General features: G+C 74.8%; 8 protein-coding genes. 7 read left to right on the plus strand and 1 reads right to left on the minus strand.

Annotated features, from left to right (window positions below; translation table 11 throughout):
* Positions 1 to 2: 2 nt before the first annotated feature.
* Positions 3 to 890, minus strand: coding sequence for a trypsin-like serine peptidase (locus M4D82_RS26765; protein ID WP_249768496.1), 888 nt, complete (start codon positions 888 to 890; stop codon positions 3 to 5).
* Between the two features lie 231 nt (positions 891 to 1121).
* Here M4D82_RS26765 and M4D82_RS26770 point away from each other — a divergent pair, with 231 nt between their 5' ends.
* The 7 genes from M4D82_RS26770 (at position 1122) to fusA (ending at position 14103) form a co-directional block, all read left to right on the plus strand.
* A complete protein-coding gene (locus M4D82_RS26770; protein WP_249768497.1) occupies positions 1122 to 2162 on the plus strand; it encodes a phosphatidylinositol-specific phospholipase C domain-containing protein in 1041 nt (346 codons plus the stop codon).
* 118 nt (positions 2163 to 2280) lie between these two features.
* Entirely contained in the window at positions 2281 to 3600 is a 1320-nt protein-coding gene (locus M4D82_RS26775) for a hypothetical protein (RefSeq protein ID WP_249768498.1), read from the plus strand.
* 62 nt (positions 3601 to 3662) lie between these two features.
* Positions 3663 to 5783, plus strand: coding sequence for a VMAP-C domain-containing protein (locus M4D82_RS26780; RefSeq protein WP_283844517.1), 2121 nt, complete (start codon positions 3663 to 3665; stop codon positions 5781 to 5783).
* Between the two features lie 79 nt (positions 5784 to 5862).
* Entirely contained in the window at positions 5863 to 6933 is a 1071-nt protein-coding gene (locus M4D82_RS26785) for an AAA family ATPase (protein WP_249768499.1), read from the plus strand.
* Positions 6930 to 10892 carry a pentapeptide repeat-containing protein gene (locus tag M4D82_RS26790; RefSeq protein ID WP_249768500.1) on the plus strand — a complete coding sequence of 1321 codons (3963 nt, stop codon included), beginning with the start codon at positions 6930 to 6932 and terminating at the stop codon, positions 10890 to 10892. Before M4D82_RS26785 ends, M4D82_RS26790 begins: the two co-directional genes overlap by 4 nt.
* A 36-nt stretch (positions 10893 to 10928) precedes the next feature.
* Positions 10929 to 11660, plus strand: coding sequence for a tyrosine-protein phosphatase (locus M4D82_RS26795; RefSeq protein WP_249768501.1), 732 nt, complete (start codon positions 10929 to 10931; stop codon positions 11658 to 11660).
* 373 nt (positions 11661 to 12033) lie between these two features.
* On the plus strand, positions 12034 to 14103 hold the full coding sequence (gene fusA, locus M4D82_RS26800; RefSeq protein WP_249768502.1) for an elongation factor G: 2070 nt from the start codon (positions 12034 to 12036) through the stop codon (positions 14101 to 14103).
* Positions 14104 to 14230: the final 127 nt, after the last annotated feature.

Raw genomic sequence — 14230 nt, forward strand, 5'->3', positions numbered from 1 at the left:
ACTCAGTCCCGGGTCGCCCGCTCGTACAACGCCTCGGTTCCCGCGCCGAAGTAGCTGCTGTACGAGGTCAGTTCGTCCCCGCCGCCGTCGCGGCCGCCGATCACCCCGATCAGCGCCCCCGCCGCGCTCAGGACGGGGCCGCCGCTGGTCCCGTTCGGCACGTCCGCGCAGTCCAGCCGCAGCTGCGTGGGCCCGTCGGGTTCGGCGGTGTTGGCGCAGCCGAGGGGCTCCTCGGTGTCGTTCGGGTAGCCCACCAGCCGTGCGGGCGTGGGTAGTTCGGGGCGAAGGCCGAGCGGGTGCGCGCCGGTGACCTCCTCCAGCCGCCGCCCCGGCTGTCCGACGCCGCGTACCCGGATGAACGCCACGTCGTGGTCGGGGTCGGAGGCCTCCACCCAGCGGGGGTCCACCTCGACGCGGGTGGGCACCCAGACGCCGTAGGGGGCCGCGCCGTCCCGGTAGCCGGGGACGAAGGCGAGGTTGGTGCGGAAGCCGCCCTGGTACACGCAGTGCGCGGCGGTGGCGATCAGGTCGCCGCCGGGGGAGTGGACCACGCTGCCGGAGCAGTGGTGGTCGCCGTCCCAGTCCAGGCCGGGGGAGAACAGTGCCCCCGTCGCCGCCTCGGCCGGGGCCGGCCGGGCCTCCAGCGGCTCGGAGGGCCGCCAGTCGGTGCCCGCCGCCGGGGACGGGGTCGCGAGGGGTTCGGCGGCCCGGGTGATCCGCTCCACGCCGGCCGCCGCCTCGTCGGCGAGCGCGGCGTCCTGTACGTAGCTGCCGCGCTTCGCGTCCCCGGTGGCGACGCGCCCGAAGAGGTCCGTCCGCCCCACCACGAGGGTCGCCGCCAGGCCGCACGCGCCGCCCAGTGCCCACAGCACCGCGCCCTTGTGCCTCATCGCGCCGAACACGGTACGCACCCGCTCCCGCCGCTCATCCGTTGCCCACCTCTGCCCTGGTCATGGCCTCCGCTTCCCCCCAAAGGTGACACATGTTCCGCGATGCCCCCGTGTTCCTGCTCACACGCGCCCGCGCCCGACCCGGGCCGTCATCCGCCGGCCTTCCGTACGCCACCCAACCCCCTTAACCTCACGGCGACTTGACCACCCAGGGGAAACGGGAGCGAAGCCATGAGAACAGCGAAGCGGGCGAGGGGCGTGCTGGTGTCCGCCCTGGCCGCCCTCGGCCTGGTCCTGACGACCGCCACGGCGCCGGCCTCCGCCGCGGACCTCCCGTACGCCGGCTCCACCGGCGTCGGCGTACACAACGCCTACGAGAAGACGAAGTTCCCGTACCTCGCCGACGCCCTCGACTCCGGCGCGGCCATGCTCGAACTCGACGTGTGGACCAACTTCTTCGGCAGCTCCTGGCGCGTCTCCCACGACAATCCCTTCGGCAACGACAACAACTGCGAGAACGCCACCACCCCCGCCCAACTGCGCACCAAGGCCCGCAACCAGAACCTCGCGGGCTGCCTCGCCGACATCCGCAGCTGGCATGACGCCCACCCGGGCCACCGCCCCGTCATCCTCAAGCTGGAACTGAAGGACGGCTTCGCCGCCAACCTCGGCCGCGGCCCCGCCGCGCTCGACTCCCTCCTGAACTCCACCCTGGGTGACTCCCTCTACCGGCCCGGCCGGCTCGCCGCCGGCCACCCCGACCTCGACACCGCCGCCCGCGCCGGAGCCTGGCCCGCCCGCTCCGCGATGGCCGGGAAGTTCCTCGTCGAGCTGATCCCCGGCACCCTGGAGGAGGGCAACAGCTCGGACAAGCTCTGGACCGACCGCGAGTACGCCGAGCACCTGCGCGCCCTGGCCGCCGCCGGCCGCCTCGACCAGGCCGCCGCCTTCCCCGCCGTCCACCGGGCCGAACCGGGCGACCCGCGCACCCGCTACGCCGACGCCTCGCTGCGCCCCTGGTTCGTGGTCTTCGACGGCGACGCCGGCTCCTACGCCTCGGGCTCCATCGACACGGCCTGGTACGACCGCAACCACTACCTCCTGATCGCCACCGACGCCCACGGCGTCGCCCCGGCCATCGACTCCGTCCGCCCCACCGAAACCCAGGCCCGCGACCGCGTCGCGCTCCTGGCCGCCCGCCACGCCACGATCGCCTCCTCGGACTGGTACCCCCTCCCCGCCGTCCTCGCCACGGTCCTCCCCCGAGGCTGACCCGCCGCACGTCTCGATTCGATGCAGCGAGCACCGAACACCGCGTTCCCTGCGCCATGTTCGCCGGGCGGCGCTATCGTGCCGGGCGGGGGAGAGCGGACGAGGGGGCGGTGTGGTCATGCGGTTTCTGTTCGTGCACGGCACGGGGGTGCGCCGGGAACGGCACGACAAGCTGTTCGCGGTGGTCCGGGAACAGCTCACCGGGCGGTTCCCCGACGCCTCCGTCGAATCCTGCTTCTGGGGCGAGCGGTTCGGCGCCACCCTGAGCGCCGGCGGCGGTTCCGTCCCCGGCCTGAAGGCGGCCGACACCGACACCGACACCGCCGAGTGGGGGCTGCTGCTCGTCGACCCGCTGTGCGAGCTACGGGTGTTGGCGGAGGCCGGCTGGAATACGGATCGAGCCGCCGAAGACGTGTACGCCGCCCAAGATCCGTACGGCGCCCAAGACCCGTACCGCGCCCAAGGCCCCTACGCGGACGACCCCTTCGCCATGCCCGGCGTCCGCCCCGCCGGCGTCCGCGTCCTGGAGCTGCTGGAGCGACTCGCCGAAGCCCCCTCCGCGGAACCCGGCGATACGCCCCCCGACGCCCCCGGTGACGAACTCCGCGCCCTGCTCGGCGGCACCGGCCTCGCCACCGCCTTCCCCGCCGCCCTGGAGGCCACCGCCCGCTCCACCGAGGCGGCCCGCGCCGCCGACCGCGCCACCGACGATCCGCAGGCCCGCGAACTCGCCGCCGCCCTCGCCCGCGCCGTGACCGCCGGCGCCCTCGCCGCCACCGTCGAGGACGCCGTGTGCACCGCCGCCGAACGCGACCGGCTCGTCGAACTGCTCACCACCCGCCTCGGCGGCGACGCCCGCGTCCCCGGCGCCCGCGCGGCCGCCTTCCTCGGCCGGCTCGCCCTGCGCGTCACCGCCCAACCCCTGCTCAACGCCCGGCGCGGCCCCCTCACCGTCGGCGCCACCCCCGCGCTCGGCGACATCCTGCGCTACCAGGCCCGCGGCTCCGACCTCCGGGCCTTCCTGCGCGCCCGGATCACCGCCGAAGCGGGCCCGACCGTCCTCATCGGCCACAGCCTCGGCGGAATCGCCCTGGTCGACCTCCTCGCGCTGGCCGCCGCCCGCGGCGAGCCCGTACCCGGGGCCGCGCTGCTCGTCACCGTCGGCTCGCAGGCCCCGTACCTCTACGAACTCGGCGCCCTCACGGGCCTCGCCCCGGGCAGCGTCCTCCCTTACGGCTTCCCGCGCTGGCTCAACGTCTACGACCGCCAGGACCTGCTCTCCTACCTCGCCGAGCCCGTCTTCCCCGGCGACCCGCGCGTCACCGACCACGAACTCGCCGGCCGCCAGCCCTTCCCGGCCTCCCACAGCGCGTACTGGAAACAGCCGGCCCTCTACGAGCGCATCGAACGGGCGGTGAACGAGGCGGGCATCGGGTGACGGCCTCCGCCCCGCCGCCACCGGCCCCCGAACCCCCGCCGCCGGTGCCCCCGTTGGACTCCATGCGGCCACCCGCTCCGGGGCCGCCGTCCCCGTCCGCACCCCCGGGCCCGCTGCCGCCGACCCTCGCGCCCGGACGCACCTTCGCGCTGGTCGTCGGGGTGGAGCGCTACGCGATCAGCCCCCGCTGGAACCTGCGCGGGCCGGCCCGTGACGCCCTGCGCTTCGCCCGCTGGCTGACCGGCCCCGGCGAGGTGCCGCCCGCCAACGTCGCCCTGCTGCTGTCCCCGCTGGACGACCCCGACCGGCTCGACTGGCAGGCCACGCCCGGCCTGGCCGCGCTCAGGTCGACGTACCGCCCGGCGACCGAGGCGAACGTCAAGGCCGCCCTCCTCCACGAACTTCCCGAGCGCGACGGCGACCTGCTGTGGATCTTCTGGGCCGGCCACGGCTACCTCGGGGGGCGCGGGCAGGAACTCATGCTGCCCTGCGCCGACGCCCACGCGGGTCAGATCCTCCACCTCAACCTCGACTCGGCACTGCGCTGGTGGCGCACCAACCGCGTCACACAGCGCCGGTTCCCGCTCCAGGCGGCCCTGGTGGACGCCTGCCGCGTCGACGCGCCCCGTGACGCCCGGTGGAACTTCGGCAGCGTCGACTACGGCGGCGGCGCGAGCGTCCCCGGCCGACGACAGTTCTGCCTCTACGCCTCCCGCGCGGGCGAGGCCGCGCAGAACGACTCCGAGCGCGGCGCGGGCCGCTTCACCGAGGCACTGCTCCGGGAACTGGGCGAGCGGACGGTGTCGGAGGGCGTGAGCGGCCTGCCCGCCATCGCCCGCACCATCCACGGCGCCTTCGAAGACCAGCGGCGGCGCGGCGTGGGCTGGCAGCTGCCGCAGTTCGTCGTCAACCGCGACTGGGACGCCAGTCCCCTCCTCGACGACGACCTCCCCGGCCCGCCCCCGCCGCGCGCCGCCCGACTCGACCAGACGGGCTGGGACGGCCTCGCGGAGCTGTTCGAGGGCCGCGAACTGCCGCGCTGTGCCTACGAGGCCTACGCGTGGGCCTTCAAGGCCGCCGGCTGCACCACGCCCGTCCACACCGCACTGCCCGGCGACAACCTCCTCGACCTGGCCTGGGACCTCGACCAACGACAGGGCGGCCGGGACGCAATGCCCCTCGCCGTGCCCTTCGTGCACTTCCTCGCCGACCGGGCCCGCCGGGGACCCGGCCCCGGATCCGGCCCCGGCCAGGGCCTGGACGACGCCGCCTGGGCGGCGGAGCTCGCCCGCTGGGTCCGCGCCACCCGCGAACGCCTGGCCCTGCCCGTCCTGCGCCCCGCCCCCGCGCCCGCCCGCCGCACCACCCTGCACGTGCGCCTGGAGACCCCGCCGGGCGGGGAGGACGGGCTCCTGGCCCGCATGTGGGTGCGCGGCGAACGGACCAGCCACGTATGGGAGTCGGAGGACAGACCCGTCACGATGGACGCCGTCCGCGCCGAACTCGTACGCCGATTGCGGCTGTTGGACGGACCGACCGGCGGCGGCCCGCACCCCGAGGGGGACGCGTACGCGGGCCCGGAGCGGATCGAGTTCCACGTCCCCTACGAGCTCCTGGAAGCGGAATTCGACCAGTGGCCCGTACCGCGCGGACCCGCCGGCCGGACGCGGCCCCTCGGCGCGCTCTACGAGGTGATCGTGCGCTCCCCGCAGGAACGCGAGGGCAGCCGTGGCACATGGCACGCCAAGTGGCGGCTGTTGTGCGCCCAGAGCGGCCGAGACCCCGCGTCCGTCCACCTCGTGGAGGACGCCGACGTCACCGACGCCCTCGGGCTGCGCCTGGGCGAGCGGCCCACGCCCGCCTGCGTCCTCGGCCACGTGTCGGCGGCGCGTACGGCCGGACTGCTGGAGGCCGTCCTGGAAGCCGGCGTACCGGTCGCGCTCTGGCGGCGCGGCGGCGGAACGCCGGCCCGGGGGCTGCCCGCGCTGCTCGCCCCCGAGGTCGATCCCGACGCGCCCGAGGCCGAGCCCGACGTGCCCGACGCGCCCGACGTGTTCGCCCTGCCCGCCCGCGTACGCGACGCACGTCGGGAAGCCGCCGGACAACAGGCCGAAGGGGCAGACCCGTTGGTGCTGCTGTGGGACGATCCCGACGACACCCTCGACCTCCGCTCCCTGGCCTGAAACGCCCCGGAGTCCGCACCGGCTCCCGACCCCGACCCGACTTCGACAGCGACCGCACCCGACGATGGAGGAAGAGGCAGTGGCGAAGGACTGGTGGCTCTACCGGGGCGCGGGCCCCGGCAAGGAGCGGCGCACCCGACTGGAGGACGGATCACCCCCGCCCTGGCGGGACTTCAGCGGTATCCCCGACGGCGCCTACGCGCCCCCGGGCTGCACGGGCGAGGCCTGGGAGCGCACCCGACGGCGCGGCCACGGCTACGTACCGGACGAGCCCGAGAAGGACGTCGTGAACACCGCGCTCCACCTGCGCCGGCCGCTGCTGATCACCGGCAAGCCCGGCGTCGGCAAGTCCACCCTCGCCTACAGCATCGCCGCCGACCTGGAGCTGGGCCCCGTACTGCACTGGCCGATCACCAGCCGCACCGTCCTGCGCGACGGCCTCTACCTCTACGACGCCATCGGCCGCCTCCAGGAAGCCGGCCTCGAACAGACCCGCACCGCCACCACCCGCACCGCCACCACACGCCTCGCCCCGGCCACGCCCGTCCCACCGTCCTCCATCGCCCGCTACCTGCGCCTGGGCCCCCTCGGCACCGCCCTGCTGCCGCAGCGCAGGCCCCGCGTCCTGCTCATCGACGAGATCGACAAGAGCGACATCGACCTGCCCGGCGACCTCCTCACCGTCTTCGAGGACGGCGGTTTCACCATCCCCGAACTGGCCCGACTGGCCAAGGAGGAACCCACCGTCGTCATCGGCACGGACGACGACCCCGACGCCGGCGTCGCCGTCACCCAGGGCCGCGTCCAATGCCGCTACTTCCCCATCGTGGTCCTCACCAGCAACGGGGAACGCGACTTCCCCCCCGCGTTCCTGCGCCGCTGCGTACGCCTCCACCTCGAATCACCCGGCCCGGAGAAGCTCGCCCGCATCGTGCGCGGCCGACTCGGCGTCGACATCACCGGCGAGGACGGCGCCGAGTACCAGGACCTCGTACGGAGCTTCCTCGAACGCGCCGAGGACGGCGACCTCGCCACCGACCAGCTCCTCAACGCCATCCAACTGCGCCTCGCCGGCGCCTGGTCGGCGCCCGGCGACCGCGAGCGGTTCCTCGCCACCGTGATGCAGCACCTGACCGGGCCCTCCGCGTGATCGAGGAACTCCTACGGGCCCTGGCGGCCGGTGGCACCGACCTCGGCGGTGCCACCGGCGACGGGAGCGCGGCGCCCCGTACCGGCCTCGGGCCCGAGGAGATCGCCGACATCCTGTGGCTCGCCGCCCGCGTGGACCCGCTGCGTTCCTCCGCCGAGCCCGCGTACGCCGACCCGCCCACCCCGGTCGCCGCCCCCGCGCCGGGTACCGCACGGGGCCCCGCCCCACCCGACCCTCCCGCGCTGCCGGGCCCGCGCGTGCCCGGCGCGGTCCAGCTCTTCCCGGCGTCCCCCCGCGTCGTCACCGGCCCGGCCACGGGTACCGCCGGCGACCCGGACGCCGACCCCGGCACCCGGCGCGGCGTCCCGCTGAGGCTGCCCCGTACCGCCTCGCTGGACGACCCGCTCGCCCTGATGCGCTCCCTGCGGCCCGTCGGACGACGATCCATCGGCGGCCCCGGCGAGGAACTCGACGAGCAACTCACCGTGGAACGCAGCATCGAGGCCATGGTCCCCACCCCCGTCCTGCGCCCCGCCGAAAGCCGCTGGCTGGACCTGGCCCTGGTCGTGGACACCCACCCCTCGATGCTGCTGTGGAGCGACCTGGTGGCCGAACTGCGCGCCGTCCTCACCCGCAGCGGCGTCTTCCGCGACGTCCGCACCTGGCAGCTCACCGGCACCGGACCCGGCGACACCCCCATGCTGGCCCGGCGACGCGGCGCGGCGCCGCGCAACCCGCTGGAGCTGGCGGACCCGGCCGGCCGGCGGCTGATCCTCGTCGTGTCCGACACCGTCGCGGGCGGCTGGCGCGAGACCCCGCTGCGCGGCCTGCTCCGGCACTGGAGCACCCACAACGCCGTCGCCGTGCTGAACGTGCTGCCCGAACGGCTGTGGACGCGGGGCGCCGTACGCCCCGTCCCGTTCGCCGTCCGCTGCGACCGACCCGCCGCCGCCACCCGCGCCTGGCAGCGGGTCCCCGCCGCCCGACGGGCACGCGGCGGCGGAGCGGTGGTCCCGGTGGTCGGCATCGCCTCCGGGAGCCTCGCCCGACTCGTGCGCGTGGTGTCCGGCGACGGGAGGTGGCGCCGCCTGGCCTGCCTGCGGTTGGACGCCGCACCCGAGCCCGGCACTGCCGCGCCGGACCGCCGCACCACCGCCCTGGAGGCGGTGGAACGCTTCCGCGCCGGCGCCTCCCCGACCGCCCAGCGACTCGCCGCGCACCTGGCCGCCGTACCGCTGACCCTGCCCGTGATGACCCTCGTACGACGCTCCCTGCTGCGCGACTCCGAGCACGGACACCTCGCGGAGGTGGCCCTCGGCGGGCTCTTCGCGCCCTGGGACGGCGAACAGCCCGCCGAGGAGGTGCGGTTCGACTTCCTGCCGGGCGTACGGGACGTGCTGCTCGGCTCCCAACTGCGCGGCGACGTGGCCGCCGTACGGGAACTCGTGCTGCGCGGGGTGTGGGAGTACATGGACCGCCACCGGGGCACCGGCCCGGACTTCTCCGCGACCCGCGTGACCACCGGAGGCGAGGGCCGCCGGGAGGTCCCGCCCGAAGCCCTGCCGTTCGCGGAACGGCCCCCCGGGACGCTCGACGTGGATTCTGCCGGCGCGGGCCTGGCGGAGCGGGTGGTGCGGGTCCGCTTCGAGCCGCACACGGAGCCCCGCGAAGTCGGCACGCTGCTGACGCCCCGGCTGGTGCTGACCGTCGCCGACGCCGGCACGCACCCGGAGCAGCAGGCCTGGATCCGCTCCGGTGACGGCCGGGAGGTGGGGTGCCGCCCGGTGTGGTGGGACGGGGGGAGCCCGCGGGTACTGCTGTTGGAGTGCGAGGAGGACGTCGTGGCCCCCGCGGACCTGCCCGCGCTCGGCTGGACCTCCGCACACGGGATGCGGGTCCGCGTCGACGGGGTCACGGAAGGCCGGGGGGAGCCGGCCGCTCTGACCGGTGACGCGGTCCTGGAGGCGGGGGCGCGCAACGGGGAACTCGTGGCGTTGTCGGCCGAGGCGGAGGACTGGACCCACTTCCGGGGCGGCCCGGTCTCGGTCAACGGCCTGCTGGCGGGGGTGGTGCACAGCGTCTGGCCCGACCGGATGGTGTTCCTCTCCGCTACGACGTTGCTGGAGGACGACTCCTTCACCGCCGCGCCGGCGCCGCTCGACTCGGTCGAGACCCCGGTGGTCCTGACGGTGCGGGCGGGGCCGGGGCCGGACCCGATCGGGAGGCCGGCGCGTCGGGAGGTGCACCTGGTGCTGATGCGGTGCATGGAGGAGGCCGGCACCCGAGGCAGCGTGGAGCGCGGCGCCGACGACCGTACCGTGCACCTCGTCCTCGACCCACCGGGCGCCCTGGCCCAGGTCGGACGGATGCTTGGCGCGCTGCCCCGGGCCACGGCCACCCCGACCGGCGGGGCGCCGCTCGCGGTGGCGGTGGGCCTCGGAGCCGAAGGCCCGGCCGAGCAGATGGAGGCGCACGACGAGGTCACGCGCACGATGGAAGGCTTCCGGCTCTCCAGGAGCGAACGCCTCGTCCTGATCGTGTCCCCGTCCCTGCGCGAGACGCTCCTCCACCTGCTCGGCCCGACCGCGATGCGCGCCCTCGTCCCGCTGGAAGGCGTGGCCGACGGGTGGCTGTTCGACGATGACGCCGAGGAACTGGCGGGGCTGCTGGAGGAAGCCGACGGGGTGTCACGGGAGGAGGTCGGCTGGATCCGGTGCGGCCTCGTCACCCCGGACGCGGGCCCGTGCGGGGCCATCCGCCTGCCGGGCCGGGCCGGCTGCCTGGCGCACCTCCCGCCCGAGGAACAGGACGCCTACCTCGCCACCCTGACCCCCGGCTCGTCGGTGGACCTCCGGGGGACCGCCTTCGACGGTGGCCTCCTCCGCCGGCTCCTGGACGCCGTGCGCGACCCGCGCAACGGCAGCCCGCGCGTGGGCACGGCGCTCTTCACCCGGGCCCGGTTCGTCGACGACTGGGAGGAGGACGGACTCACCGTCCTGGGGAACGCCGACTTCTCGCGCGCCGTCTTCAGCGGCATGACGTGGTTGGCCCGGAGCTACTTCGGCGGTGACGTCTCCTTCCGCGGCGCCGTTTTCGAGCAGGGCGCGTACTTCGGTTCGGCCCGGTTCTCGGGCGCGGCGACCTTCACCCGGGTCTTCGCCGGCGAGGTCGTGTCCTTCCCCCTGGTCCACTGGGCGCGAGGTGTCAGCTTTCGGTCGGCGGTGCTGGAGGGCGGTGCGAACTTCGAGGGGATGGTCGCAGCGGAGCACACGGACTTCGCGCGCGTGCTCTTCAAGGGCCCCGTGTGGCTGCGCGACGGCGTGTTCGAGGGGCCGGTGTCCTTCGCGAACGCGGTGTGGGACGACTCCTTGTCGGGCGACGGTGTCAGGTTCGAGCGGCGGGCGTCCTTCACGAGGACGGCGGTCCGCGGCGACATGACGTTCCGCAACGCCCGTTTCCAGAGCGCGACGGACTTCTCCAACTCCTCGTTCCACTCCGGAGTCCTGTTCCACCATAGTGACGTCGACGGACCGTTGGTGTTCGACCGGTGTCACTTCGCCGGCCCGACCTTCTTCCTCCAGGGGACTTGGTCCACTGGATCCTCCTTCGCTCACGCCGCCTTCGCGGACCGGCTGAGCCTGCGCGATGTGCAGGTCGAGGGCGGCGCGAGCGACTTCTCCCGCGCTTCGTTCCAGGGACCGGTCCATCTGGCCGGCTCGCGATTCGGCACAGACACCCGCTTCGACCGATGCGCTTTCGCCGACTCCCTCGTCATCGAGCACTCCCGCTTCGAGGCCGGCCTCAGCTTCGACCGCGCGACCTTCGCAGGCCCCGTGACCCTCACCGACGTCGTCACCTTCGAACAGCCGCTCGCCTTGCCGCCGGGCGTGGAGTCGCGGATCCTGCGGCCCTCCGCGCCCAACCCCCTTGAGCCCGACGAGGATCCCCCCGCATTCTGATCATCACCCCGACCACCGGTACCCCAGGAGCCCCTCGTGCCGCACCGCCGCCATCTCCCCTTCGAGCGCCTGCACAACTTCCGTGATCTCGGCGGATACCGCTCCGCCGACGGCCGGACCGTCGCCTGGGGGACCCTCTACCGCGCCGACTCCCTCGGCAAGCTCCAGGGCGCGGACTGGGACCGCTTCCTCGACCTGGGCGTGCGGACCGTCATCGACCTGCGCTACCCCTGGGAGATCGAGGCCAAGGGCCGGATACCGGAGGCGGAACGTTTCACCTATGCCAACCTCAGCATCGAGCACCGCCCCTACGACCAGGCCGCCATCGACCCGGACATCGACCCCTGGCGCTACCTCGCCGACCGGTTCGCGGAGGTCGCCGAGGACGGGGTCGTGGAGATCCGTCGGGCCGTCGAACTCATCGCCGACGGGCCCGGACCTGCCGTGTTCCACTGCACCTCCGGCAAGGACCGCACCGGCCTGATCGCCGCCTTCGTCCTGACCCTGCTGGAGGTGCCCGAGGAGGAGATCCTCGCCGACTTCGCCCTCACCGAACTGGCCACCGCCCGCCTCACCGCCGACTGGCACGCCGCGAACCCCGGTCGCACCATGCGCTGGCCCTCGTACGGCCGCGCCCCGGCCACCGTCATGGAGCTCGTCCTCGCCGACCTGACGAGCCGTTACGGGTCCCCGACCGCCTACCTCACCGAGACCGTCGGCATCACCCCGGACACCGTCGCCCGCCTGCGCGCCCGCCTCCTGACCTGAAAAACCCGATGCCCCGCGCCCGGCCCCGCCCCTAGACTCGCCGACACGCCCCGCCGCGACGGCCGGGCGTGATCCGACGTGATCCGCTGCCGAGCTGCCCAGCGAAGAAGCGACGAGAAGAGAAGGGGAACCAGGCCATGCGCACGCACACCGACCGCGCCGCCGCCTCCGTTCCCCCCTGCCGGTACGACGTGATCCTGGTGTCCCGTCGCGTGCGGTGCCGGCTGCGCGGCCGTCACCGTACGCCGTGACACACGCCTGAGCTGCCTCCCCCTCCCGAGTCCCACCCGGCCTCGTGACGGGCGGGGGCGCCCCCGTGCCGTGTCCCGGACCATCGCGCCGCCCCTTCCCGTCTTTCGAAAGGCCCCGGGCCATGCGCACCACCACGTCCCACGACACCCTCCTCGCCGTCCGCAACCTCGGCATCCTCGCCCACGTCGACGCCGGCAAGACCACCGTCACCGAGCGGATCCTGTTCGCGACGGGCGCCGTCCACAAGCGCGGCGAGGTCCACGCCGGCACCACCGTCACCGACTTCGACGCGCAGGAACGCGACCGCGGCATCACGATCTTCGCCGCCGCCGTCAGCTGCACCTGGGACGGACACCGCATCAACCTCATCGACACCCCCGGCCACGTCGACTTCGCCGACGAGGTCGAACGCTCCCTGCGGGTGCTCGACGGGGCGATCGCCGTGTTCGACGCCGTCGCCGGCGTCGAGCCGCAGAGCGAGTCCGTCTGGCGGCAGGCCGACCGGTACGGCGTACCGCGCATCGCGTTCGTCAACAAGCTCGACCGGGCCGGCGCCGACCTGGACACCGCCGTCGCGTCGATCCGTCGACGCCTCGGCGCGGTGCCCCTGGTCGTCCAGCTGCCGATCGGACGCGAGGACGGTTTCACCGGCGTCGTCGACCTCCTGCGCATGCGCGCCCTGCTGTGGCCCGACGGCGGCGGAGCCGCCACGGACGCGCCCGTGCCGGAGGAACTCCGGGAGGAAGCGGCCCGGCGCCGTCGCCTGCTGGAGGAGACCGTCGCCGAACTCCACCCGGACGCCCTGGAGGAGTTCTGCGCGGCCTCGGCGCTGACCGAAGCCACCCTGCGCCGGGCCCTGCGCGAGCTGACCCTCGCCGGGGACGGGCTGGTCGTGCTGTGCGGGTCGGCGTACCGCAACCGCGGGATCGAACCGCTGCTGGACGCCGTACGGGACTACCTGCCCTCGCCCGCCGACATGCCGCCCGTACGCGGCACGACGGCGGACGGCGCCGGCGAGCGGGAACGCGAGCCGGACCCGGCGGCGCCGTTCACCGCGCTCGCCTTCAAGGTGACGGCCACCCCGACCGGGCGGCTCACCTTCCTGCGCGTGTACGCGGGCACCCTGCGCAAGGGCGATGCCGTCCTGGACGCGACCGGCGGGCGGACGGAGCGGATCGGCCGGATCCTGCGCGTACAGGCCGACCGGCACGAGGAGAGGCAGGAGGCGAGCGCCGGTGACATCGTCGCCGTCATCGGGCTGAAGACGGCCCGCGCCGGTACGACCCTGTGCGCGCCCGGCGCGCCGCTGGTCCTCGAACCACCGTCGGTGGCCGAGCCGGTGGTGTCCGTCGCCGTCGAGGCCGGACGCGGCACCGACACCGGCCGGCTCGCGACCGCGCTGGCCCGCCTCACCGAGGAGGACCCCTCCCTGGTGGTGCGTTCCGACGCGGAGACGGGCCAGACGGTGCTGTCGGGGATGGGCGAACTGCACCTGGAGGTGGCGGTGGAGAAGATCCGGCGCGGCCACGGGGTGGAGGTCGTCGTGGGTCGACCGCAGGTCTCCTACCGGGAGACCGTCGTGGCCGGGGTCACCGGATTCGTGTACCGGCACGTCAAACAGGACGGTGGCGCGGGCCAGTTCGCGCACGTCGTCCTGGACGTCGAGCCGCTGGGCGAGCCCGGCTTCGTGTTCCGCTCGACGGTCACCGGCGGCCGCGTCCCGCAGGAGTACGCGCGGGCCGTGGAGGCCGGCTGCCGTGACGCCCTCGCCGAGGGGCCGCTCGGCGGGCATCCGGTGACGGGGCTGCGCGTGGTCCTCACGGACGGGGCGACCCACTCCAAGGACTCCTCGGAGATGGCGTTCCGGGCGGCCGGACGGTTCGCGCTGCGCGACGCCCTGCGCGCGAGCACCCTGGAGCTCCTGGAGCCGGTCGCCGAGGTCACGGTGACCGTCCCCGAGGACGGCGTCGGGGGCGTGCTGGGCGACCTCGCGGCCCGCCGCGCCAGGATCTCGGGCTCCACCACCGAGGGCGGCACGGCGCTGCTCACGGCGGTGGTGCCGTTGGCCGAGCTGTTCGGCTACGCGTCCCGCCTGCGCGGTCGCACCCAGGGCCGTGGCACGTTCACGGCCCGCCCCTGCGGCCTCGCCCCGGTCCCGGCGACCACGGCGGCCACCCTCCTGGGCGGCTGACCGGCCGGGCCCCGCGGTCCCGCCCACCCGGGCGGGACCGCGGGGCCGTCGGGCCGACGATCCGGGGGAGATGCCCGAAACGGCGTTCGTCAGCGGCGGGCCCTGCGGCCGCACGTTGGAGTGGATC

Source organism: Streptomyces sp. RerS4, assembly GCF_023515955.1.
GTDB lineage: Bacteria > Actinomycetota > Actinomycetes > Streptomycetales > Streptomycetaceae > Streptomyces.